Consider the following 23,844-nt stretch of genomic DNA (forward strand, 5'->3'; position numbering starts at 1 on the left):
AAGCGTTCAGGCAACGACCTGATAGCACGGCACATACTCCGCGCCACCCGGCAACTTCATCCGGTGCTGGTCGACAAACGCCTGCAATAGCTTGTCCAGCGGGCCCATGATCGACGGGTCGCCCTGGATCTGATACGGGCCGTGTTCTTCGATCAGCCGAATACCCTTGTCCTTGACGTTACCGGCAACGATGCCAGAGAACGCGCGGCGCAGATTGGCGGCCAGTTCGTGGGCAGGCACGTCATGGTTGAGCTGCAGCTTCGCCATGTTTTCGTGGGTCGGATCGAAGGGGTGCTGAAAGCTCTCTTCGATTTTCAGCAGCCAGTTGAAATGAAACGCATCGTTGCGCTCGCGGCGGAACTGCTTTACTTCCTTCAGGCCCTGGGTCATCTGCCGCGCTACGTCTGCCGGGTTGTCGATGATGATCTGGTAATGCCGCTGCGCTTCTTCACCCAGCGTGGCACCGACGAACGCGTGCAGTTGCTGCAGGTACGGTTCGGTGTTTTTCGGGCCGGTCAGGATCACCGGGAACGGTACGTCCTTGTTGTCCGGGTGCATCAGGATGCCCAGCAGGTACAGGAACTCTTCGGCAGTGCCTGCGCCGCCCGGAAAAATGATGATGCCGTGGCCGACACGCACGAACGCTTCGAGACGCTTTTCGATGTCCGGCAGGATCACCAGTTCGTTGACGATCGGGTTCGGCGCTTCGGCAGCGATGATGCCAGGCTCAGTGAGGCCCAGATAACGACCGCCGACAATGCGTTGCTTGGCGTGAGCGATGGTCGCGCCTTTCATCGGGCCTTTCATGACGCCCGGGCCGCAGCCGGTGCAGATGTCCAGGCTGCGCAGGCCCAGTTCATGACCGACTTTCTTGGTGTACTTGTATTCTTCGGTGTTGATCGAGTGGCCGCCCCAGCACACCACCATCTTCGGTTCGACACCGGCGCGCAGGGTACGGGCGTTGCGCAGCAGGTGGAACACGTAGTCGGTAATGCCCTGGGAATTGCTCAAGTCGATGCGCTGGCTGTCCAGTTCGCTTTCGGTGTAGACGATGTCGCGCAGCGCACTGAACAGCATTTCACGGGTGCTGGCGATCATTTCTCCATCAACGAAAGCATCGGCCGGAGCGTTGAGCAGCTCCAGGCGCACACCGCGATCCTGTTGATGGATGCGGACTTCAAAACTTTCGTACGCTTCAAGAATGGTCTTGGCGTTATCGACATGGGCGCCGGTATTGAGGATGGCCAAGGCGCACTGGCGAAACAGGGTGTAGGTACTGCCAGAGCCTGCAGCGCTGAGTTGCTGTACTTCACGTTGCGACAGGGTTTCAAGGCTGCCTTTCGGGCTTACGGTGGCGTTAATCACTTGTCTTGAGAGCATTCTATTTTCCATTAGAGCGATGCAGTCGAGCATCAGGATGGTGAGTGCGCTCGGCACTCACGCCTGTGACACCTTTTCTACAGCACTTGCACGGGAAAGCAAACGTTGCACAGTGCCTGAGCCTGATTTGATGGCCAAACGTCGCGCCAGAGCCGAATTCGTTTGAAAGCAGGGACTTGCTCACGGCCACCGTGCGGCTGAATTTTGACGCAAGCGCAGGGCGATAGTGAACCTGACCCGTTTCGAGGAGTCTGTTAGCTGATGGTGTTTTTGGACGTTCTGCAAAAAAGGGACCTGATACGCTTTTTGTTGCGTGTCATTGGCAGACAATCCGTCCGGGCAGGAGTTGCAAAACCTTTGGTCGCCTGCCGTCCCCATCCTAAGCCGGCCCGTTCAACGAGGCTTTATTTTCATTCCGGATAAAGATAATTATCGCCATGTCTCGTCATCTTCCTGCACTTCTTTCCCGTGCCCCTGGCCTGTTCTCCGTGTCACGTCGTTTATTGGGGGCTGGCCTGTTCGGTGCTGTACTTACCGTGATTGTTCCTGGTAACGCTCAGGCGGCGGGCAACGAGCGTTGGGTCAGCGACAGCCTTACCACTTACGTACGCAGTGGGCCAACGGATGACCATCGCATCGTCGGTACGCTGAAATCCGGGCAGAAGGTCGAATTGCTCTCCAACTCCGGCAAGTTCAGCCAGGTGCGCGGCGAAGGCGGGTCCACCGTGTGGATTCCCAGCAGTGACTTGCAGGAGGTCCCTGGCCAGGCCGAGCGTGTGCCGCAGTTGACCCAGCAGGTCGCCGAGCTGACCGAACAACTGGCCGGTATCGACAACACCTGGAAAACCCGCGTGCAGGGCATGCAGGAGACTCTGGATGCGCGCAAAAAGCTGGTCGATGAGCTCGAAGCGCGGACCAAGACCCTCAACGATCAGTTGGCGGACTCCCAGGCCGAATTGCGTGCTACCCAGGCGCGCCTTGGCGACGAGAACAAGCAAGTAATGATGCGTTACATGGTCTACGGCGGGAGCATCGCCGGTGCCGGGCTGCTGGTCGGTCTGATTCTTCCGGCTCTGACCAAAGGCCGCAAGAAGAACGACGGCTGGGTCTAAGCCGTCACGCAGGCATGCCGACGCCCTGTGTCGGCATGCTGCCCGTGAAGTTGTGCGTCGCATGACGCCTGCCTTCATTCGTCGATCTGCTTCCCCGCAATACCCTTCCTGTTTCTGCCTATACGATCCAGCTCGCAAATTCTGCACCTGACTGACTCGCACACAACAGGCGAAGTGCATGTTTGCGCTATAGTTTTTGTCCGGGTGGTCGAAAAACTGAGTGTCGCTGCAAACCTTGTCCCGTTACGCGGGATAGCGGCGCAGGGCTTTGCCTGAATATCAGTCAGCTATCAGTTATCAAGCACGTCTTGAAAGACGTGCTGCCGAGCCCGGTCCGAGTAGCTCTCGGGGCTGTCAGGGCTCGTATTTTTACCTCTCCTGTGCAGGAATCCGGATGCTGGCGTACAACCAAAAAAGCATTCTTATTGTTGATGACTTCTCTGACTTTCGCAGTTCAGTCAGGTCGATGCTGCGTGAGCTGGGCGTCAAGGAAGTGGATACCGCCGACTCCGGTGAGGAAGCTTTGCGCATGTGCGCGCAAAAGCGCTATGACTTCGTGTTGCATGACTTCAACCTTGGCGATGGTCGCAAGAATGGTCAGCAGGTGCTGGAGGACCTGATGGTCGAGCGGCTGTTGAGTCATGAAAGCGTCTTTATCATGGTCACTGCCGAAAACAGTCAGGCCATGGTCATGAGCGCGCTGGAGTGGGAGCCGGACGGCTACCTGACCAAGCCGTTCAATCGGGCCGGGCTGGCTCAGCGCCTGGAAAAACTTGTGCAGCGCAAGACGCTGCTCAAGCCGATTCTGCAGGCGCTCGACCAGCGCAATCCGGCCCAGGTGCTGGCCGCTTGCGACGCCTTGATCAAGCAGGACCCACGTTATGCGCCGCTTTGTCTCCGCTACAAGGCCGAGGCTCTGCGCGACCTCAAGCAGAACGAACCGCTGGAAGCCTTCCTCAAGACTATTCTGGCCGACCGCGCCACCCCTTGGGCATATGGCGCGCTGGGCAGGCTGTTGCTGAAGCGTGGCAAGGCCGCCGAGGCGCAGGTGGTCTACGAGCAGGGGATCAAGGCTTTTCCGATCATGCCCGCGCTGTTCGACGGGTTGGCTGACGTGCTGGTGGCCCTTGGTGATGCCAAGCGCGCCCAGACTGTGCTCGAAAGTGCAGTGCGTCTGTCACCGTTGGCGGTCCGCCGCCAAAGGCTGCTGGGCAAGCTGGCGTTGGGTAACGAAGACTTCGAGAGTGCCTCCAAGGCTTATCGCCAAGCGGTTTCCCAAGGGCAGCATTCACGCTTCAAGGACCCTGAAACCAACCTCGGGCTGGCGCATGCCTTGATCAGCAAAGGTGGCGAGCAGGGCCTTGATGCGCGGACCAGGGTCGAGGTCAACAATGCCTTGGGCGAAGTCGCCAAGGAGCACAGCAACGACGAAGGTCTGCAAGTGCGTACGCGCTTGATGAAGGCTTCCAGCCTGCAACACTCGGACCCCGAAGCTGCCGCCAAACTCACCGAGCAGGCTATGGCCCGACTCGATGGGTCGGAGCTGTTCCTCAGTGCCGACGCCGCCTTGATGGTGGCAGCACAGCTTAAGCAACTGGGGCAGGAAGAGGCGGGTGCCGGTGTCTTGAAGCACTGCGCGCAGGTCTACGGCGATGACCCGGCGGTGATGAAAAGCGTCGCCAGCATGACTGACGACCCTGCCATTCTGGGCGCCAACAAGGCCGCCAGCGATTTGAACCTGCAAGGCGTGCGCAGCTACAAGTCCGGCAACCTCACCGAAGCACAGGCATTTTTTCGCAGCGCTCTGGCGTTGCAGCCGAAAAATCTCAGTATTGCGCTCAACATGGCGCAGTCGTTGCTCCATCCCGGCCAGAATCTGGGCCAGGCAGGCCTGGACGAATGCCGGGCCAGCCTGACCATGGTCGGCAAGATCCCGGACAGCGACCCGCGTTTTGAGCGTTATCAGAAACTCAGGGAGAGGGCGTTTGGCGCATGAGTGAAGAGAGGGAGCAGGGGCTTGATTTCTCGATGGTGATTGCCTCCACCGTGCATGACATGAAGAATTCGCTGGCGACGCTGACCCAGGCGCACAGTGAGTGGCTGGCGAAGCTTTCTGTTCAGCAGCGCGACACACCGGAACACGGTGTGATTGAGTACGAGTTCGCCAACCTGAACGGCATGCTGGTGCAGTTGCTGGGCCTGTACAAACTCGGCGTCAACCAGATGCCGCTGCGTCCGGACTATCACGAGCTGGACGACTTCATCGAAGCGCAGCTGGCCCATCATCAGGACGTGCTGGCCAGCCGTGGCATCGTGGCCCGCAGCGACATCGATGTCGTGAGCCCGCTGGGCTTTTTCGACCGCGAACTGGTGGGTTCGGTGGTGGGTAACATCATCGTCAACGCTATCGGTTTTGCCCGCGAGCAGATATTCGTCAGCGTTTCCGGGGCAGACGGTCAATTGAAGATCACCGTCAACGACGATGGCCCGGGTTACCCGGCCTACCTGATCGAGCAGCAGACCGACTACGTGCAGGGGATAAATCAGGGCAGCGGCAGCACCGGGCTGGGCCTGTATTTTGCGGCGCATATCGCGCGGCTGCATGCGCGAGGCGGCATGCAGGGGCGTATCGAGATTGCCAATGGCGGCGTGCTGGGAGGTGCGCTGTTCAGCATGACACTGCCTTGAATTAGGCTCTGTACGAAGAGTGGCTGCGCTCGGTGATGCTGCGTTAAGAACAGGCTCGGATGAGAGTCCAATCGGAATGCCCATTCACAACACGTAGAGTCGAACGCGACCCCGGCCGCTCCTCGCCTGTTTTGCCTTGCCTGACCTTCGCTCGCCGAGGTTTCGTACAGAACCCTGGGGGCAGTGATTCTCCGACACAATCGTGGCTCAGATATTCAGGCCGAAGTTCTGCTTGATGCTGTTGAGGCTCTCCATCAGCTCCTGATTGGAGGCAAGCGGGTGTTTAATCGGCGAACAGCCATGCTTGAGCGTGAAGTGTTCGATAGCTTCGAGGGCGTTTTTGCGGTGCTGGGTATTGGACGAAATCGTTGATTTTTCCAGCGTCCAGGGCTCGTCTCCGAGGTAAAGCTGGGAGTTGTCGATGTCGGCAAAGAACCAGTACGGCGGATGCATATTCTGGTTGATGATGGCCAGCGTGTGGTCAACGTGTTCAAACGCATTGTAATACGTTTCGTCCATCAACCCGGCGGCTTCCAGGCTGCGCCTCGAGTAGTACGAAAACGCCCCGACGCAATGGCGGTATAATGGCAAATTGATGCCATTGCCATAATCAATCTTGCACACTGCATTGGCCTCGCCATCCGGCGTCTTGTTCATCAAACCGTGCTGGCTGTAATTCAGGTGCTGTATGCCGGTCAGAGTCGAGGTCAGTATATAAAGCTCGAACACCTCAGGGCTTTTTATGTAGATGTCGTCTTCGATGAGGAAAAAATGCTCGCAGCCAGCCTCCATCAGTCGCGACAACGCTCTGTTCTTGGACTTTCCGACGCCGAGGTTGCTTTCATTATTGAATAAAACCTCGCTGCCGTAGGCAGAGAACTCGGGGTACTCGTCGCCATCATTGATGATGACAATGCTGTCGATGATGTCGGTGGGCAATGAATCGTAAAGTTTTTTCAGCAGTGCCGGACGGTTATACGTGACGATCCCGCAGCCAACCTTTTGACCATCGATCATGGTGATCCTCTGTTCTCTTGAGCGTTAACCTGATTTTTCATGGCCTGCGTCAGCGTTGGCACCGTGTTCAGGGCTGCGCTGACGTAAATCATTATGCGTACCTGGTGGTCTGCAATATTTGCGCCAATGCCCCGGCGGGCGGGGCTTCGGGCCTGTACCGGCTAAAGTTTTGCCGGGGACCGCCGACACCCCGGAAAGGCTGTATCCAATATACGATGAGCGGTGGGTAGGTGATGCTGTTAGCTAATAAGTACTGCCAGGGGCACGGTATCGAGTTGGGAGCAGCCGCTCATAACGCTTTCAACCTTCCCAGTTGTCTGAACGTCGCACCGTGCAACGGTGTCGAGTTCCTGCACCCTCGTGACATGGAGGATTATCAGCAGTACTTCGTTGAACAGATGAAGGTGTCGGGTGGTGTCTCGACAGTCGATATGCTTGGCGACTTTCAATGCATCCACACGGCGGACTCGTCGGTCGATTACCTGATCAGCTCGCATGTCATCGAGCACGTTCCCAACCTGTTTTCCGCTTATGTCGAAGCCTTTCGGGTATTGAAGAACGGTGGCGTTTTCTTCTGCATATTCCCCAAGCGCACCGCCGCACGGACAGACCGCGCTCGTCGTTTGACGACGCTGGCGCAAATGATCGAAGACTATGAAAACAAGGTCGACATGACCACCGTCGCCGATGGTGAATGGCGCGGTCACTACCAAGTGTTCTCTCTGCAGAGCATGATTCGCGCCGTCAACCATGTGAACACTTCCGGTCTGGGGTCGTGGTACATCGAGTGCGTGGAAGAGACCGATTCGAAAGTAGGCAACGGCCACACCATCGTGCTGCGCAAGGTTGAAGGCTTGTCGGCAGAAAAATGGCAGGATATCGCCGGTTTCAATGCACAGTTCAATCAGTTGCTCATGGAGGGCAAGCTCGAAAACGCGCTGACCCTGACCAAAATCCTGCTGTCCTTCAATTTTTTCGACGCCAACAGGCTGCATCTGGCTGGCGCCCTGAGTCGTGAATTGGGTCATTTCGCCGAAGGCGTCGAGTTCTTGCGTCAGGCCCTCGTGGTCGACCCGGAGAACGAGGATTACCGCAAGGAGTTCATCGAAGTGAGCGGAGCGCCTTTCCACAATCCGGTGCTTTGACGGGACAGGTTTAATGCTTGAGGCTTGAAGCCAGTCGCTTCAGACTTGCAGCTCCCCCTCAAAGGATTGACCCATGACACGCAATAATCCCCACTCGCTGGCTCAGCTATTGTCGGGCATTGATGAAGTGGAGTGCGTAACTCCCGACTTGAACGGCGTGCCGCGCGGCAAGGTCATGACGGCCGAGGGCTTTGTGCAAGGGCGGCGATTGCAACTGGCGCGCGGCGTGCTGCTGCAATGCATCATGGGTGGTTATCCCCCGGCGCGCTTTTACGGCAGCGATGATGGTGACCTGGCGCTGGTCAGCGACTCGCAGCAGATCCATCGCCTGCCCTGGAGCGATCAGCCCAGGGCATTGGCGATCTGCGATGCCGTTGACCTGAGCGGCGAGCCTTGCATGCTATCCACCCGCAGCCAGTTAAGGGCGGTGGTTGCCCGCTACGCCGGTCACGGCCTGGCACCGGTGGTCGCCACCGAGCTCGAGTTTTTCGTCTTTGCGCCCAATCCCGACCCGCATCAGCCGTTCATGCCGCCGGTTGGGCTGGACGGGCGCCGCGAGGCGGGGCACTCGGCGTTTAGTATCAGTTCCAATAACGGTCTGCGGCCGTTTTTTGCCGAGGTCTATGCCTGTATGGCGGCGTTGGGACTGCCACGTGACACCGTTATGCACGAGATGGGCGTCAGTCAGTTCGAGATCAACTTGTGGCACGGCGATCCGTTGACGCTGGCCGACCAGACCTTTCTGTTCAAGCACCTGCTCAAAGAAGTCGCCCTCAAGCACGGTCTGATGGTGGTGTGCATGGCCAAACCGTTGGCCAATACTGCGGGCAGTTCGATGCATATTCATCAGAGCGTGGTAGAGATAGCGTCCGGACTCAATGTATTCAGCAACGCCGACGGCGAGGCGACAGCCACTTTCCGCCACTTCATTGGCGGACAGCAGGCCTGCATGGCTGATTTCACGGCATTGTTCGCGCCGAATGTGAATGCCTACCAGCGCCTGTTTCATCCCTATGCCTCGCCCAACAATGCCTGCTGGTCCCACGATAATCGCGCCGCCGGACTGCGTATTCCGGCGAGTGCGGCGGCGGCCAGAAGAGTGGAGAATCGTCTGCCGGGCGCAGACGCCAACCCTTATCTGGCCATTGCGGCGAGCCTTGCGGCGGGGTTGTACGGTGTTGAACAGGGCCTGGAGCCGACTGCGGCTATGCAAGGCGAAATCGAGGTGCCAGAAGAATTGTCACTTCCTTGTACCTTGCATGCCGCTCTCGAACGTCTGAAAAGCAGTGAGCTGGCCAAGGAACTGTTTGGTCATGAATTCATCGAAGGCTACGTCGCGTCGAAGGCTATGGAACTGAGCAGTTTTTTCGACGAGATCACCCCCTGGGAACGGCGCGTTCTGGCTGCTCAGGTTTAAGAATCGCAGTATCGGGCTTGTCCATTCGGACGACTCCTTATTTTTGGAAAGTTGATGCGCCAAATCTGGAAATCCTTTCGAGCGCTTTATTTTGCCTCGTTGATGATGTTGATCGGCTCGGGTCTGCTGAGCACTTATCTGGCCCTGCGCCTGGCGGCTGATCAGGTCGACAGCTTGTGGGTGGGTGCTTTAATGGCTGCCAACTATTTCGGTTTGGTGCTGGGCGGCAAGATCGGCCACCGTCTTATTGGCCGTGTCGGCCATATTCGCGCCTACGCCACGTGCGCCGGGATTGTCGGGGCGGCTGTGCTTGGGCATGGCCTTATCAGCTGGCTGCCAGCGTGGCTGGTGCTGCGGGTAATCGTCGGCCTGGGCATGATGTGTCAATACATGGTCATCGAGAGCTGGCTCAACGAACAGGCCGAGGCCAAGCAGCGCGGCATGGTGTTCAGCGGTTATATGATCGCTTCCTATCTGGGGCTGGTGCTTGGCCAGCTGGTGCTGGTGGTTCACCCGCAACTGGGCCCTGAGCTGCTGATGCTGGTGGCATTGTGTTTTGCACTGTGCCTGGTGCCCGTCGCCTTGACCCGCGCCATTCACCCGGCGCCTCTGCATCCGGCTCCGCTGGAGCCCCGGTTCTTCATGAAGCGCGTTCCGCAGTCACTGACGGCGGTGCTTGGGGCAGGTCTGATAATCGGTTCGTTCTATGGTCTGGCACCCGTTTACGCCGCCGAACAGGGGCTGTCTACCAAACAGGTCGGTTTGTTCATGGGTTGCTGCATTCTGGCCGGCTTTCTGGTGCAGTGGCCGCTGGGCCTGCTTTCGGACCGCTATGATCGCTCGGTGCTGATGCGGGTGTTTGCGGCTGCGCTAGTGGTGGCGTCATTGCCGCTGGCGGTATTCCCCAGCGTGCCGGTTGAAGTGTTGTTCGGTGTCGGTTTTCTGGCATCGCTGATGCAATTCTGCCTTTATCCGCTGGCGGTGGCATTTGCCAATGACCACGTCGAGGCCGAGCGTCGTGTGTCGCTGACTGCCATGCTGCTTATGACCTACGGTATCGGCGCAAGCATCGGCCCGCTGGCTGCGGGTGTGGTCATGAAGGTTTTCGGCGGCCACATGCTGTATGTGTTTGTCTGCGGCGCTGCGGCGATTCTTGTATTGCTCATCAGGCCGAAGGCTGTCACTCACCTGCACCAGGTGGAGAACGCTCCGCTGCACCACGTTGCGATGCCGGACAGTATGTCCAGTTCACCACTGGTGGTGGCGCTCGATCCGCGTGTGGATGAGCAGGTGGTCCAGGAGCAGATGCAGAATACCGTCGAGCCAGAGACTGTCGAGCCACAACCGGAGCCAGAGTCGGAGCTTGAACCGGAAGCGGTGGCTGACGTCGAGCCTGAGGTGGCGGAGGAAGTGCGCGAGGGCGAGAACGAGACCTGGAAGGCCTGAGGGCAGCAGAAGGGGGGATGCGATTGCGGCGTGGCTGCCGCAATCAGCCGCAATCATTGGCACATGTTCTTTGCTGTCAGAAGTCGTCGTCTTTGTCGAAGCGACGTGCTTCACGCTGTAACTGATAGACGAATCGTTCGACCTGACGCTGCACCAGCCCGCTCATGTTGTGAAAGCGTACGCCGGCAAATGTAGTGTGAAACCTTTCTTCGAAGTGCAGATGGCGCAGCTCCACGGGAGCGGTCATGGCACCGAAGGGCAGTTTGGCGATAAAACGATCGTAGACCTGGCCCAACTGCATACGGTCGGAAACGTCGCCTTCGAAACGCAATTTGCAGCCGGTGGCAGAAATATCCAGCAGTTTGCCGGTGAGCGTCGTTTTCATGCGCTCGCCACCGATCTCGACATCAACCAGTTGAGCCAGCTTCAGGGCTGCGCGGAAGGCGTTGCGACGCTGGTGGTAGATGACTTCATCGGGCATCGGGCCGCGGTACGTACGCTGGCCATCAATCTCGAGGATTTCCATGGGCGCCGAGCTTTCCCAGGCAATGCGCACGCCGTCGTGAAAACCTTCTACGCGATAGGATTCGCCATTACCGATAAAGCGTTCGCCGTCGCGGGGTATCATCTCGTCGAGCGCCATGGTGTTGCTATCGCGGTCGACTTCCAGGAGGTAGCTCTGAAAACGCTGGGCGCGCTCATTGAAGGTAATGATCAGCGGATCATGACTCTCGACCAGCAGCCGCAGGTTTGCGGCAATTTCCAAAGGTGTGTTGAGGACCTTGGGGGGCTGCGGAGCATCGTCCGCGCTTGAGCCATTCACGTTCTTGAATCTCCAGGCAAAATACTACGGCAACGCAACAACAGGCATTCTGCCACTACGCACGACACCTTGGTACAGGAAGTTACGCCTGACTCAGAGGGCGGGGTTTTGCTCTAAGCGCAGTTGAACCGCGACTGTCGTAGAGCGTTGGCGTATCGCCGCCGTTCAGTATACGCAGCTGATGGGCAGTGCTGACCTGTTGCAACTGAATAAGACTGCCGTTCCGATCATTCAGAACCTGACATTCATTGATCAACGCGTTCAGTTCGTCGCCCGCCGTCAACAATTGCTCACCGATATCCGACTGGCTGGCCAGTTGCTGGAGACCGTCGCGATTTGCAGGCAGGCCAACACTGGCTAGCAACTGGCTGCGTTTGCGACCATGTTGGTCGAGCAGAATGACCAGCGCCTGTTTCTGCGCCAGTACCTGTTCCATATCGCCCATGTCGCGGCCATGAAGTATCACTGATTCGGCCTGCAACAGCTCAAGTAGCTGACGGCTCGAAGCAATGTCATCGGTGAACATCTGCAGCAAATTAGTGTCTTGCATCGCATGCTCTGGTTTTTAAGCGTCCAGAATATCCAGCGCGAGCCGTGGCTTAGCGTTGGGTTTCGAAATTCAACAGTTTGCTGGCAACACGGTTGCTGTCGACCTTGTAGCTACCGTCTGCGATGGCCTGCTTGAGCTCGGCGACGCGTGCACTGTTGACGGTTGGCAGATCGTTCAGCTTGTCCGTGATGTTGTGCAACTGCTGAGCCTCACTGCTCAAGGAAAACGTTTCCCCGGTGCTCTTGACGCCTGCGGTGGCAGCAGGTGCTAGTGCATCGGTTTTAATGGTTTCTTTATTGGCGCTGGCACGGTTCGTGCTAGAGACAGTTTGTGAATTGTTAAGGCGACTGAAATCTATGACCATGATTGAAAAACCTCTGGGTGTTTGGACGCTTGCCTTGTTTTCGGCCAACCCCAATTAAACTTTAGGCGGATTGTGATAAAGCTTCTCAATAGATGCTTTCCACCGTCGGACATTCTCCGCAGTCTAAAAAAAACCCACCCTTTGCGCCAGCATCAATGCATCACATGGCCACTTCCACCTGACCAGGGCCTGTGACACTGGCTTTTATCACCCGCTGTGAATTGAGGTTCTTCACCCGAATCTGTTCGTTGAAACCGCCGTCGGACATCGCTTCCCCTGGCATCCGCACCGCCAGCGTACCGGTGCGGGCTATGATCACCACTTGATCACCCTTGTGAATCATCTGCGGCTGCTCGAGTGCCACAGGCGTGACGACTTGATCGATAACCATTTGTCGGACAACCTTCTGACCGACTGCCTGATCAAGTGATGCCAGAAATCCCTGCCCCAGGCTGCTCACATCACGCTCGCGCATGGCAACGTCCTGTTCGGTCACGATGGCGTCGCGTTTGAGCGGACGCATGACCGTCACGACGTTGCGAAACAGCTGAACCTGGGCAGGTACGAACACTGTCCACGGCGAGGAGCCTTCACAGCGCACGCGCACTGTTACCCGGCCAACCGGACGCGGGCTCTCCAGGCTGGCTGTCAAATCCTTGTCGCATGCAGCCATCCGCAAACGCGGGTCCAGCTGCTTTACCTGTATGTCATGACGTCCATCAATCTGGTTGGTTGCCAAATAGTCTTCTACTGTGAACTCAAGAAACCCTTGGGTGACGCCGATAAGCTGTTCAGGCAGTGTGAAATTCTCTGCACGGACGAGGTTGCTGGCGCCACAAAGGCACAGCAGAGCGATTGCGCACAGAAGCCTGCGGGTTTCTAATGCGAAGTGTCGAGAAATTGTCGTCTTTGCGTTCATGGAATTACAAATAGCAAAGCCCGTGCCGCTTGTTGATCGAGTGCACGGGTGGCGGTCATTTTGGTTAGGGGGTTCGGCATGGCAGGTGTAATGGATTCAGTAAACCAGCGAACTCAGCTGGTGGGTCAGAATCGCCTGGAGCTGCTCTTGTTTCGTCTCGACGGCAAGCAGCTCTACGGGATTAACGTCTTCAAGGTAAAAGAAGTACTGCAATGCCCCAAACTCACCATCATGCCCAAATCGAGCAAGATCGTCCGGGGCGTCGCCAGCATTCGGGGCGGCACCATTCCGATCATGGATCTGGCAATGGCGACAGGCTCCGCCGGGATGATTTCGCTGGTTAATTCCTTCGTCATCATTACCGAGTACAACACCAAGGTTCAGGGTTTTCTGGTGCATTCCGTTGAACGCATCGTCAATATGAACTGGGAAGAGATCCATCCGCCGCCCAAGGGCACCGGGCGCGATCACTACCTGACGGCCGTGACCCGTGTCGATAATCAGTTGGTGGAAATCATCGACGTCGAGAAAATTCTTGCCGAAGTGGCACCGGTCTCCGAAGAGATTTCGGTGGGTGTCATCGATGCAGACGTCAAGCACAAGGCCGTGTCGATGCGCGTGCTGACGGTCGACGACTCTTCTGTGGCTCGCAAGCAGGTCAGTCGTTGCCTGGAAACTGTCGGGGTGGAAGTGGTAGCACTCAACGACGGTCGTCAGGCGCTGGATTACCTGCTCAAGCTGGTCGCGGAAGGCAAAAAACCGGAAGAAGAGTTTCTGATGATGATCTCCGACATTGAAATGCCGGAGATGGATGGCTATACCCTTACTGCGGCGATACGTAATGACCCGCGCATGCAGAAGATGCACATCACCTTGCACACTTCGTTGTCCGGAGTGTTCAACCAGGCGATGGTCAAGAAGGTTGGCGCTGATGACTTTCTCGCCAAATTCCGGCCTGATGACCTTGCCGCCAGGGTTGTTGCGCGGATCAATGCAGCAGAATAATCAGCCGGGGGCGTCGTCCCCGGTGATTCACATGATTTGAGAGGCGGCACCTTGTCTACGGGTAATTTGGATTTTGATCAGTTCCGGGTATTTCTGGAAAAAGCCTGTGGCATCTTGCTTGGGGAAAACAAGCAGTACCTGGTGTCCAGCCGCCTCAACAAATTGATGGAGCAGCAAGGCATCAAATCGTTGAGCGAGTTGGTCCAGCGTATCCAGACCCAGCCGCGCAGTGGTTTGCGTGAGCAGGTGGTCGATGCGATGACCACCAACGAAACCCTGTGGTTTCGCGATACCTACCCGTTTGAGGTATTGAAGAACAAGGTTCTGCCCGAGCAAATCAAGGCAAGCCCTGGTCAGCGCCTGCGCATATGGTCGGCAGCCTGTTCGTCGGGTCAGGAACCGTATTCGCTGTCGATGTCCATCGATGAGTTCGAACGCGCCAACCCGGGCCAGCTCAAGTCGGGCGCGCAGATTGTTGCAACCGATCTGTCAGGCTTGATGCTCAATAACTGCAAAACCGGCGAATACGACAGCCTGGCGATTGGTCGCGGTCTTTCACCTGATCGTCTGCAGCGTTTTTTTGACGTGAAAAGCCCGGGCCGCTGGGTGGTCAAGGCGCCGATCAAAAGCCGTGTGGAGTTCCGCTCGTTCAACCTGCTCGACAGCTACTCGGCGCTGGGCAAGTTCGACATCGTGTTCTGCCGCAACGTATTGATCTACTTCTCGGCAGAAGTGAAGAAAGACATCCTGCTGCGCATCCACGGCACGCTCAAGCCGGGCGGCTACCTGTTCCTGGGCGCCTCCGAAGCGCTCAACGGTTTGCCGGACCACTACCAGATGGTTCAGTGCAGCCCGGGGATCATCTACAAGGCCAAGTAATAACTGCTGGCTGCTGTTCATAAAGAGACCTTCGGGTCTCTTTTTTTATTCCGCGTCTCAATGTGGTATTGCTGAGGGTGTCATTTAGTCAAACCGTAAAGGAATGAGTTATGCCACACAGCAATATATCCAGCACGCCGCGCCAGCAGTTGACCGAACGCGTCTTGCAGGCCAAGGCAGCCAAGAACCTGACCTGGGCGGCGCTTGCCAATGACACCGGGTTGAGCGTGGTCTACGTCACTGCAGCGCTGCTCGGCCAGCATCCTCTACCGCAAGCGGTAGCCGAGGTGGTCGCCGAGCGTCTCGGGCTGGACAGAGACGCGGTCGCAGAACTGCAAACCATCCCGTTGCGCGGCAATGTCGAAGACGTTTCCAGTGATCCGACAATCTATCGCTTCCACGAAATGGTTCAGGTTTATGGCACCACGCTGAAGGCTTTGGTACACGAGCAGTTCGGCGACGGCATCATCAGCGCAATCAACTTCAAGCTCGACATCAAGAAAGTCGAAGATCCAGAAGGGGGTGAGCGAGCCGTGATAACCCTCGATGGAAAATTCCTGCCCTACAAGCCGTTCTGAGGACGCTGAGATGAGTGATAAAGGAAGACCGCCATTTCCACCCTTTACCCTGGAGACTGCAGTCCAGAAAGTTCGTGGCGCCGAGGATGGCTGGAATTCGCGCGACGCGGCTAAAGTCGCTTTGGCCTACACCGAAGACACCTATTGGCGTAATCGTAGCGAGTTCATCAATGGTCGCGCAGAGGCTCAGGCCTTTCTGGAGCGCAAGTGGCGCAAGGAACTGGACTACCGCTTGATCAAGGAACTCTGGGCATTCACGGATAACCGCATTGCCGTGCGCTATGCCTATGAGTGGCACGACGACTCGGGCAACTGGTTCCGTTCCTACGGTAATGAGAACTGGGAGTTTGCCGCAAATGGCCTCATGCAACGGCGCTTTGCCTGTATCAACGATCTGCCGATTGCTGAGTCCGAGCGCAAATACCATTGGCCGCTGGGGCGGCGACCTGATGATCACCCGGGGTTGAGTGAGCTGGGCCTCTGATTGAGCTGTCTGGCGTACCGTGTACGCCGGCTTTACTGTTGGTGCCCGACTAATCGGGTACAAGCGAAGCGTCGCCCGACGACCTTCGGGGCGACGCTCGCAATGGCGGGCTCGCTTGAAGCGACACACACCATACTGGCAAAAAAACGGCACCCATCTTGCCGCTTTACCCCTCACAGCGGAAATGCCTTGCCGCTTTTCTGGCATTGCCGCCTCCGCGTTGCCTGCAACCCTTGCAATCATTGGCTTTTGCAACATGGCACGCCGATTGCTTTGTCAGTAACAACAGAATCAGGTCAACCGGCAAAGGTTTCCCGAAATGAGCATCAGCTTCGATAAAGCGTTAGGCATACATGAAAAGGCCCTTAACTTCCGGGCTCAGCGGGCAGAGGTGTTGGCCAACAACATTTCCAACGCTGACACTCCGAATTTCAAGGCTCGCGATCTGGAGTTTTCTTCGGTGCTGGCTGCCGAAAACGACAAGGCCCAGAACGGTCATTTCGCGCTGAACAAGACCAACAGCCGTCATATCGAAGCCGAGGGCATGGGGAATGACGATGGCACGCTGATGTATCGCACGCCGTCGCAGCCTTCGCTGGACCAGAACACCGTTGACTCGCAGGTCGAGACGGCCAGTTACACCGAGAACGCCATGGGCTTCCAGGCCAGCTTCACATTGCTCAACAGCAAGTTCAAAGGGCTGGTTGCAGCCCTTCGCGGAGAGTAAATCATGTCACTAGCCAATGTGTTCAACATTGCCGGTAGCGCCATGAGTGCCCAGACCACGCGTCTGAACACCACGGCCAGTAACATCGCCAACGCCGAGACCGTGTCGTCGAGCATGGACCAGACCTACCGCGCCCGTCATCCGGTGTTTGCCACCGTGATGCAGGGTCAGCAATCGACAGGTGGTTCGCTGTTCCAGGATCAGGGTGAGGCGGGGCAGGGTGTTCAGGTCAACGGCATTATCGAAGACAGTTCCAACCTCGAAGCGCGCTACGAGCCCAATCATCCTTCCGCCGACAAGGACGGGTATGTCTATTACCCCAACGTCAATGTCGTGGAAGAAATGGCCGACATGATCTCCGCCAGCCGGTCTTTCCAGACCAACGCCGAAATCATGAACACCGCTAAATCCATGATGCAGAAGGTTCTGACCCTCGGTCAGTGATAGAAGGCGAACGTTATGGCCGTTGATAGCACCTCATCAAACAGCGTTTCATCGACATTTTTGAACACGCTGCAAAACCCGACACCTACCGCGACCAACTCGACCGGTACGCTGGGCAAGGATTCTTTTCTGCAACTGCTGGTTACGCAGATGAAGAACCAGAACCCGCTGGACCCACAGGACAATACCCAGTTTGTGGCTCAGCTGGCCCAGTTCAGCAGCCTTGAAAGCATGCAGAACCTGACCAAGACGGTTGACACGATTGCCGGCAGTTACAAGTCGTCACAGGCCTTACAGGCGTCGTCGCTGGTGGGCCGTTCGGTGATCATCGATTCGGGCAGCACTTCTGTCGATACGAGCAAGGGCCTGACCGGCTCGATCGTGGTTCCGGGCGCCAGCTCGGTGACAACGGTCAAGGTTTACGACGCGCAATCCAATCTGGTCGACAGCGTCGATCTTGGGGCGCAAAAAGCCGGCACTACCAGCTTTGCCTGGGACGGTACGGATTCAAGTGGTACAGCACTTCCATCGGGCACTTACAGCTTCAAGGCCGAGGGCTCGATCGACGGCAAGAACACGCAACTTTCGACTTATCTGCCCGCCACGGTTCACAGCGTCACGCTGGGTGTCAACGGTGCTGAAACAACGCTTAACCTGGCCAGCGGCAGTGTTGCCCTGTCCAAAGTTCAAACCATCGGATTGTAGAGCCGCTACGGCGCAGGAGTGAAACATGTCTTTCAATATCGGCCTTAGTGGGCTCTATGCTGCAAACAAAAGTCTCGACGTTACCGGCAACAACATTGCCAACGTAGCGACTACCGGTTTCAAATCATCGCGTACCGAGTTCGCTGACCAATACGCTCAGTCGATCCGTGGCACGTCGGGCAAGAGCAGTGTCGGCAGCGGTGTTACCACTGCAGCGGTTTCCCAGCAGTTCTCGCAGGGCAGCCTGACCACCGGTACTGCCAACAGCCTGGACCTGGCCATCAACGGCGACGGCTTCTTCATGCTCAGCAATAACGGCGAGAAGCTTTTCACCCGTGCCGGTGCATTTCACACCGACAAGGAAGGCTACGTCGTCAACAGCAGCGGCATGAAGTTGCAGGGTTACAACGTGGACGCCAGTGGTTCGGTGGTAACCGGTGCGCTCAGCGATCTGCGTGTGGACTCGTCCAACCTGGAGCCCAAGGCCACGACCACCATCACCAACTCGGCCAACCTGAACTCGACGACTCCCATGCCGTCCGTTGCGACTTTCGATGCCACTGACACCAAGACCTACAACACCAAATACAGCACGCCTACTTACGACACCCAAGGCAATGCTCATACCCTGGATCAGTATTTCGTCAAGACCGGCACCAACACCTGGTCGATGTATTCCCTGATGGACGGGCGCAGCATTTCCAACCCGGCCAGCACCACGCCGGACAAGAACAACCTGACGTTCAACTCTGCGGGTAATCTGGTCACTGCTGCGCCGGGCACTGTCCCCAGCGACAGCGCCAACATCAAGTTCAATGCCGACGGTACGTTCGCCGTCAACAACTGGGTGCCTGGTGTACAGATCGGTACTGGCAGTTCGGCAACCTGGGCCGCAAACGGGGCAACCGGCGCAGCTTCCATCAAACTGAATATGTCCGACATTACCCAGACTGCTTCGGTTTCTGGTCTGCTCAAGCAGGATCAGGATGGCTACGCCACGGGTCAGCTCAGCGCGATGAACGTTGATTCGACCGGCAACCTGTTTGCAACCTACACCAACGGCAAGTCTCAGGTGATCGGCCAGACGTCGCTGACCAGCTTCGCCAACGTGCAAGGCCTGGCGCAGGCCGGTGGCACCAACTGGCGCGAAACGTTCTCTTCCGGTGTACCGGTAAGTGGCGCTCCGCAGTCCGGTACCCTGGGCTACATCACGGGTCAGGCGCTGGAAGAGTCCAACGTCGACCTGACCGTGGAACTGGTTAACCTGATCAAGGCGCAGAGCAACTATCAGGCTAACGCCAAGACTATCTCCACACAAAGCACTATCATGCAGACTACTATTCAGATGACGTAATCCACGTCATAGCGGTCGGTATTGAAAACCCCTGTAAAAAGGGGTTTTTTTATGCGCGGTCATTAATGAATCCGTCAAGTTCTGACCGTGTTTAAAGTTACGGATGGGTCGTTCAACCTACTTGGAAATGTCCTACGCACGATGGTGTGAGAATAAAACTCCTCTATAAAATGCCTTTGTGGCAAGGGAGTACTCATGTCATTCAACACAGCGATCAGTGGTATTCACGCTGCCAACAAGAGACTGGAGGTAGCAGGCAACAATATCGCCAACGTAGGCACCCTCGGTTTCAAATCCTCTCGTGCGCAATTCTCGGCCTTGTATTCGTCCGCGCAGCTCGGCAATGGAAACAATGCCGTGGGCGATGGTGTGCGACTGGCTGCGGTGCAGCAGAACTTCAATCAGGGTGAAACGGTGATCAGTTCCGGCAATGCGCTGGACATGCGCATTCAGGGTAACGGCTTCTTTGTGGTGAGTGATCAGGGCTCTCTGGCCTATACGCGAGCCGGCGCTTTCCTCAAGGATGCCGCCAATTTTGTGGTCGACAGCGATGGCGGCCGCTTGCAAGGCTATGCGGCGAATGACAAGGGCGAAATAATCAGTGGCATTCGCACGGACTTGCAGATCGACACGTCCAACGTCGCAGCCAGGGCCACGACCAGAGTGTCGGAAAATATCAATCTGGATTCGTCGCTGCCCTCGCTCTCCCGCTTGCCGGTTTTTGATCCTGCCAACCCGGCGACCTACACTCGGGTTGCTGGCCGTACCATTCAGGACGTGGGGATTGTTCCTGTGCAGGCGGCTGATCACGAGCTCAAGCAGTACTTCGTCAAGACCGAAGATAACCAGTGGACGATGCATGTGTTGGTGGATGGGCGCAACCCGCTGGACCCAGACAGTGTGACGCCGCTGCAAGTACGCGTTGAGCTCAAACCCGATGGCTCTCTGTCGTATAGCGATAATAACCAGCACATTCGTAAAATCTCGGACACTGAGTTTGCGTTGCAGGACTGGGTGCCTGCCAGGCAAGTCAATGGCGTGTGGATGGCAAGCGGTTCTCTCAATGGCGGCACTGTTTCGTTGCCGCTGGAAGAGGCTGGAGTAAGTGTTCTCGACCCCGCCGATTCGGTCATGAGTCGTTCTGTTCCGGACTTCGATGCCTCTGATTTGAACACTTACAGCAGGATGTTCGGCAATCAGATTTTTGACAGTCAGGGCAACATGCACGAGTTGAAACAATACTTCGTGAAAGACGGCACCAACAGCTGGCGGATGCACGTACTGATTGATGATCGAAACCCGCAACAACCCGAATCAAAAGCGCCGCTTACGGCCAACATCGTGTTCGATACCCATGGTTCGGTCGTGTCGCTGACCGGCAGCACTGGTCTGGACAGCAGCAAAGGCAACCTGCTGCAGCTTACGGGCTGGTCGCCGGCGATGGTGGCGAGCCCCGGTACCGAGCGCGAGCATTGGGTACCCAACGGGGCGGCTGGCAGCGCCAACGGCATGACCATCGACTTTACCAATCTGCTTCAGCACAACGCCGCCAGCTCGCGCTCGTCTGCCTACGTCGACGGTCATTCGGCAGGTGAACTCAAGAGCCTGGACGTCGGGCGCGACGGCATCTTGCGCGCGGGTTTCACCAACGGCATGAACAAGGATATTGGTCAGGTGATGCTCGCCAGTTTCGCCAACCCTCACGGTTTGCAGCCGCGCAGCGACACACGCTGGGCGGCAACTGCCGATTCCGGAGTGGCCGACTACGACGTGCCGGGCATCGGCACGCTGGGCAGCATCATCAGTGGCGGGCTGGAGGGGTCGAACGTCGTGCTCGCGGATGAGCTGATCGCCCTGATTCAGGCGCAGACGGCCTATCAGGCCAACTCGAAGGCGATATCCACAGAGGTCACGCTGATGCAGACGCTGATTCAATCGACTTGATCAGATCGAACAGTCGGCCTTGATGAAGTGGCCTTTCAGTCGTTTCCAGCCCGGCCCGGGGCTGCTCTGGGCACAGACGATGCGGCTGTCGCCCTGCCATTTGTAGTAATGCGCGGGGGCGGCCTGGGCGAGCAGCGCCAGGGCCATCAGGCTGGCAGCTGCAGTGCCGACGAAGCACCCACGAAAAGACATGGCGATTTACCGATGAGGTCTGTAATGACGGCCAGATTATCACTGTCGTCCGGGTCGTCGATGCGTGTGTGCGAAGTTTTTTTGGCGTTGTATCGGCTTCGGCGAAGGAGGGGCGGCAGTCCGCCGCCGCTATTGGCTGGCGCTTTGCCTCGACCTGTATCTCGGGTGCCCGTTTTTGCTGACTAATCAAGCATTTGTATCGTTCCTGACAAGTTGGTCCCAAAATTGCTTTAACCCTTTCAGAACAGCTACAGGCGGCAAGCGTCTGTCGGAGGAGGAAGACTGTGGACAAGTTGCTTTACGTCGCCATGAGCGGTGCATCTGAAAACGCGATTGCGCAGAAGGCTCACGCCAACAACCTGGCAAACGTCTCGACCAACGGTTTCATGCGTGACCTTGAACAGGCCCGCTCGATGCCGGTGTTTGGCGAGGTCATGCCTTCCCGTGCCTATGCCATGAGCGAACGCCCTGGCACTGATTTCTCCGCTGGCGCGATGGTACAGACCGGTCGTGAACTGGACATCGCCGTCAAGGGTGATGGCTGGATCGCAGTACAGACGCCCGACGGTGGTGAAGCGTACACCCGCAGTTCCGGCATGAACATCGATGCGCTGGGCGTGTTGCGCGACGGCAGCGGTTTGCCGGTAATGGGCAATGGTGGTCCGATCGCCGTGCCGCCTCAGCAGCAGATCGAGATCGGCTCCGACGGCACCATCAGCATCCGTTCGCTGGGCGAGAGCCCGCAGGTGATGGCCCAGGTTGACCGCATCAAGCTGGTCAAGCCTGATCTCAAGACCATGGAAAAAGGCCCTGACGGCCTGATTCACACCAAGACCGGTCGGCCTGCCGATGCAGATGCCACGGTTCAGGTCGAGTCCGGTTTTCTGCAGGCGAGCAACGTCAATGCGGTCGAGGAAATGACCTCGGTACTGGCCTTGTCCCGTCAATTCGAATTGCACGTCAAGATGATGAAGACCGCTGAAGAAGACGATCAGTCTATGGCGCGCGTCTTGCAACTTGGCTAATCAATGACAGCTTGCGCCGACAAACCGGCGCTTGAGGAGAACACACATGCTTCCTGCACTATACGTCGCCAAAACCGGCCTGGCCGCTCAGGACACCAACCTGACCACGATCTCCAACAACCTGGCGAACGTTTCGACCACAGGTTTCAAAAGTGATCGCGCCGAGTTCCAGGACCTGCTGTATCAGATCAAGCGTCAGCCAGGCGCTCAGTCCACTCAGGACAGCGAACTGCCGTCCGGCCTGCAACTGGGTACCGGTGTGCGCATTGTCGGCACGCAAAAGAACTTCACGGCAGGCAGCCTGCAGACCACCAACAACCCGCTGGACCTGGCGGTCAACGGTCGCGGCTTCTTTCAAGTGACTCAGCCGGATGGCACCGTGGCCTATAGCCGCGACGGTACCTTCCACCTTGACGCCAACGGCCAGATCGTGACCGCCAACGGTTATGCCCTCGAGCCTGCGATCGTCGTACCACAGGCTGCACAGACCTTCACGGTCGGCCAGGACGGTACGGTTTCGGTCACGCTGGCGGGTGCAACCGCAACGCCGCAGATCATCGGCAACATTCAGACTGCCGACTTCATCAACCCGGCCGGCCTGCAGGCCATCGGTGGCAACCTGTACCTGGAAACCGGTTCGAGCGGCGCGCCGCAGATCGGCACGCCGGGCCTCAACGGCCTGGGCCCGACCCTGCAGAACACCCTGGAAAACTCGAACGTCAGCACGGTAGAGGAGCTGGTCAACATGATCACCACCCAACGCGCTTACGAGATGAACTCCAAAGTGATCTCCACCGCTGACCAGATGCTGCAAAACCTGACTCAGAACCTTTAAGGCACTGATGTTGTTGCCAGGAAAACTGCTCAATCCGACAGGGCGCCTGATAAGCGCCTGCTACACCGCGAGGTTTCAAGTGTCATGAACCGCCTTAGTGTTCCGCGTCTTTCAGTGTTGATCGCTTCATTGTGCGGGATCACCCTGCTGTCCGGCTGTGTTGCGCCGACGGCAAAGCCCAATGACCCTTACTACGCTCCGGTGTTGCCGCGTACGCCCATGTCGGCTGCTTCGAACAATGGCGCCATCTATCAGGCCGGTTTCGAGCAGAACCTGTACGGCGACCGCAAAGCGTTCCGTGTCGGCGACATCATCACCATCACGCTTTCCGAGCGTATGGCGGCAAGCAAGGCGGCGACATCCGCCATGTCCAAGAACAGCAACAACAGTATTGGCCTGACCTCGCTGTTCGGTTCGGGGCTGACTACCAACAATCCGATTGGCGGCAATGACCTCAGTTTGAACGCCGGTTACAACGGCGCCCGGACGACCAAAGGTGACGGCAAGGCCGCGCAGAGCAACAGCCTGACCGGTTCGGTCACCGTTACGGTTGCGGATGTGCTGCCCAACGGCATCCTGTCTGTGCGTGGCGAGAAGTGGATGACCCTCAACACCGGTGATGAACTGGTACGGATCGCCGGGCTTATTCGCGCCGACGACATTGCAACCGACAACACTGTTTCTTCTACCCGTATTGCCGATGCACGCATCACCTATTCGGGGACCGGAGCCTTTGCCGATACCAGCCAGCCAGGCTGGTTCGACCGGTTCTTCCTCAGCCCGTTGTTCCCTTTCTGATAGCGGGATAGAC

25 protein-coding genes are annotated in these 23,844 nt (G+C 57.4%); 18 read left to right on the plus strand and 7 right to left on the minus strand.

The window, feature by feature from the left end:
* Positions 1-6: 6 nt before the first annotated feature.
* Positions 7-1,380, minus strand: a complete 1,374-nt coding sequence (gene ppnN / locus I9H09_RS08450; protein ID WP_024670760.1) for a nucleotide 5'-monophosphate nucleosidase PpnN — start codon at positions 1,378-1,380, stop codon at positions 7-9.
* Positions 1,381-1,817: 437 nt separating this feature from the next.
* Here ppnN and I9H09_RS08455 point away from each other — a divergent pair, with 437 nt between their 5' ends.
* The 3 genes from I9H09_RS08455 to I9H09_RS08465 all read left to right on the plus strand — a co-directional run bounded on the left by I9H09_RS08455 (position 1,818) and on the right by I9H09_RS08465 (position 5,180).
* Positions 1,818-2,492, plus strand: coding sequence for a TIGR04211 family SH3 domain-containing protein (locus I9H09_RS08455; protein ID WP_024670759.1), 675 nt, complete (start codon positions 1,818-1,820; stop codon positions 2,490-2,492).
* A 394-nt stretch (positions 2,493-2,886) separates the two neighbouring features.
* The gene (locus tag I9H09_RS08460) at positions 2,887-4,488 is read left to right on the plus strand and encodes a tetratricopeptide repeat-containing response regulator (RefSeq protein ID WP_122347225.1); all 1,602 of its coding nucleotides are present in this window, start codon (positions 2,887-2,889) and stop codon (positions 4,486-4,488) included.
* Positions 4,485-5,180 carry a sensor histidine kinase gene (locus I9H09_RS08465; protein ID WP_053481197.1) on the plus strand — a complete coding sequence of 232 codons (696 nt, stop codon included), beginning with the start codon at positions 4,485-4,487 and terminating at the stop codon, positions 5,178-5,180. The genes I9H09_RS08460 and I9H09_RS08465 overlap by 4 nt, the downstream gene beginning before the upstream one ends.
* A gap of 207 nt (positions 5,181-5,387) precedes the next feature.
* On the opposite strand, the gene I9H09_RS08470 is transcribed toward I9H09_RS08465, so the two are convergent.
* Entirely contained in the window at positions 5,388-6,197 is an 810-nt protein-coding gene (locus I9H09_RS08470; protein WP_122347224.1) for a glycosyltransferase family 2 protein, read from the minus strand.
* A gap of 233 nt (positions 6,198-6,430) precedes the next feature.
* On the opposite strand from I9H09_RS08470, the gene I9H09_RS08475 reads away from it, so the two are divergent.
* From I9H09_RS08475 to I9H09_RS08485, 3 genes are all read left to right on the plus strand, one after another.
* Entirely contained in the window at positions 6,431-7,342 is a 912-nt protein-coding gene (locus I9H09_RS08475) for a methyltransferase domain-containing protein (protein WP_122347223.1), read from the plus strand.
* Positions 7,343-7,517: 175 nt separating this feature from the next.
* Positions 7,518-8,759, plus strand: a complete 1,242-nt coding sequence (locus I9H09_RS08480; RefSeq protein ID WP_183130790.1) for a glutamine synthetase family protein — start codon at positions 7,518-7,520, stop codon at positions 8,757-8,759.
* A gap of 54 nt (positions 8,760-8,813) precedes the next feature.
* Positions 8,814-10,205 carry an MFS transporter gene (locus I9H09_RS08485; RefSeq protein WP_236502271.1) on the plus strand — a complete coding sequence of 464 codons (1,392 nt, stop codon included), beginning with the start codon at positions 8,814-8,816 and terminating at the stop codon, positions 10,203-10,205.
* Positions 10,206-10,281: 76 nt separating this feature from the next.
* On the opposite strand, the gene I9H09_RS08490 is transcribed toward I9H09_RS08485, so the two are convergent.
* From I9H09_RS08490 to flgA, 4 genes are all read right to left on the minus strand, one after another.
* A complete protein-coding gene (locus I9H09_RS08490) occupies positions 10,282-11,028 on the minus strand; it encodes a flagellar brake protein (RefSeq protein ID WP_005890037.1) in 747 nt (248 codons plus the stop codon).
* Positions 11,029-11,110: 82 nt separating this feature from the next.
* Entirely contained in the window at positions 11,111-11,578 is a 468-nt protein-coding gene (locus tag I9H09_RS08495; protein WP_005890038.1) for a flagella synthesis protein FlgN, read from the minus strand.
* A 49-nt stretch (positions 11,579-11,627) separates the two neighbouring features.
* Positions 11,628-11,942, minus strand: coding sequence for a flagellar biosynthesis anti-sigma factor FlgM (gene flgM / locus I9H09_RS08500; RefSeq protein ID WP_005890039.1), 315 nt, complete (start codon positions 11,940-11,942; stop codon positions 11,628-11,630).
* 160 nt (positions 11,943-12,102) lie between these two features.
* On the minus strand, positions 12,103-12,861 hold the full coding sequence (flgA, locus tag I9H09_RS08505) for a flagellar basal body P-ring formation chaperone FlgA (RefSeq protein ID WP_053481193.1): 759 nt from the start codon (positions 12,859-12,861) through the stop codon (positions 12,103-12,105).
* A 78-nt stretch (positions 12,862-12,939) separates the two neighbouring features.
* Here flgA and I9H09_RS08510 point away from each other — a divergent pair, with 78 nt between their 5' ends.
* From I9H09_RS08510 to I9H09_RS08550, 9 genes are all read left to right on the plus strand, one after another.
* A complete protein-coding gene (locus I9H09_RS08510; protein WP_005890041.1) occupies positions 12,940-13,866 on the plus strand; it encodes a chemotaxis protein CheV in 927 nt (308 codons plus the stop codon).
* A 51-nt stretch (positions 13,867-13,917) separates the two neighbouring features.
* The gene (gene cheR / locus I9H09_RS08515) at positions 13,918-14,745 is read left to right on the plus strand and encodes a protein-glutamate O-methyltransferase CheR (RefSeq protein ID WP_005890042.1); all 828 of its coding nucleotides are present in this window, start codon (positions 13,918-13,920) and stop codon (positions 14,743-14,745) included.
* A gap of 110 nt (positions 14,746-14,855) precedes the next feature.
* Positions 14,856-15,323, plus strand: a complete 468-nt coding sequence (gene cynS / locus I9H09_RS08520) for a cyanase (protein WP_005890043.1) — start codon at positions 14,856-14,858, stop codon at positions 15,321-15,323.
* Between the two features lie 10 nt (positions 15,324-15,333).
* Positions 15,334-15,807 carry a nuclear transport factor 2 family protein gene (locus I9H09_RS08525; protein ID WP_003370064.1) on the plus strand — a complete coding sequence of 158 codons (474 nt, stop codon included), beginning with the start codon at positions 15,334-15,336 and terminating at the stop codon, positions 15,805-15,807.
* Between the two features lie 319 nt (positions 15,808-16,126).
* On the plus strand, positions 16,127-16,534 hold the full coding sequence (gene flgB / locus I9H09_RS08530; protein WP_005767037.1) for a flagellar basal body rod protein FlgB: 408 nt from the start codon (positions 16,127-16,129) through the stop codon (positions 16,532-16,534).
* 3 nt (positions 16,535-16,537) lie between these two features.
* Positions 16,538-16,978 carry a flagellar basal body rod protein FlgC gene (gene flgC / locus I9H09_RS08535; protein WP_002554316.1) on the plus strand — a complete coding sequence of 147 codons (441 nt, stop codon included), beginning with the start codon at positions 16,538-16,540 and terminating at the stop codon, positions 16,976-16,978.
* Positions 16,979-16,993: 15 nt separating this feature from the next.
* Positions 16,994-17,683 (plus strand): flagellar hook assembly protein FlgD, encoded by a 690-nt coding sequence (gene flgD / locus I9H09_RS08540; RefSeq protein ID WP_005890044.1) that lies wholly within the window; start codon positions 16,994-16,996, stop codon positions 17,681-17,683.
* A 25-nt stretch (positions 17,684-17,708) separates the two neighbouring features.
* Positions 17,709-19,037, plus strand: a complete 1,329-nt coding sequence (flgE, locus tag I9H09_RS08545; RefSeq protein ID WP_005890046.1) for a flagellar hook protein FlgE — start codon at positions 17,709-17,711, stop codon at positions 19,035-19,037.
* Between the two features lie 195 nt (positions 19,038-19,232).
* Positions 19,233-20,981 carry a flagellar hook-basal body complex protein gene (locus I9H09_RS08550; RefSeq protein WP_122347222.1) on the plus strand — a complete coding sequence of 583 codons (1,749 nt, stop codon included), beginning with the start codon at positions 19,233-19,235 and terminating at the stop codon, positions 20,979-20,981.
* Here the strand turns inward: I9H09_RS08550 and I9H09_RS08555 are convergent, their stop codons facing one another.
* Complete coding sequence (locus tag I9H09_RS08555; protein ID WP_024670749.1) at positions 20,982-21,173, minus strand: hypothetical protein; 192 nt, start codon at positions 21,171-21,173, stop codon at positions 20,982-20,984. It lies immediately after the preceding gene.
* Between the two features lie 284 nt (positions 21,174-21,457).
* Between I9H09_RS08555 and I9H09_RS08560 the strand changes: the two genes are divergently transcribed.
* From I9H09_RS08560 to flgH, 3 genes are all read left to right on the plus strand, one after another.
* Positions 21,458-22,198 carry a flagellar basal body rod protein FlgF gene (locus I9H09_RS08560; protein ID WP_024670748.1) on the plus strand — a complete coding sequence of 247 codons (741 nt, stop codon included), beginning with the start codon at positions 21,458-21,460 and terminating at the stop codon, positions 22,196-22,198.
* Positions 22,199-22,244: 46 nt separating this feature from the next.
* Positions 22,245-23,033, plus strand: a complete 789-nt coding sequence (flgG, locus tag I9H09_RS08565) for a flagellar basal-body rod protein FlgG (protein ID WP_005890056.1) — start codon at positions 22,245-22,247, stop codon at positions 23,031-23,033.
* 84 nt (positions 23,034-23,117) lie between these two features.
* The gene (gene flgH, locus I9H09_RS08570; RefSeq protein WP_005890058.1) at positions 23,118-23,831 is read left to right on the plus strand and encodes a flagellar basal body L-ring protein FlgH; all 714 of its coding nucleotides are present in this window, start codon (positions 23,118-23,120) and stop codon (positions 23,829-23,831) included.
* The last annotated feature ends 13 nt before the right edge of the window (positions 23,832-23,844 follow it).

The sequence above is a fragment of the Pseudomonas tremae genome (assembly GCF_023278125.1).
GTDB lineage: Bacteria > Pseudomonadota > Gammaproteobacteria > Pseudomonadales > Pseudomonadaceae > Aquipseudomonas > Aquipseudomonas tremae.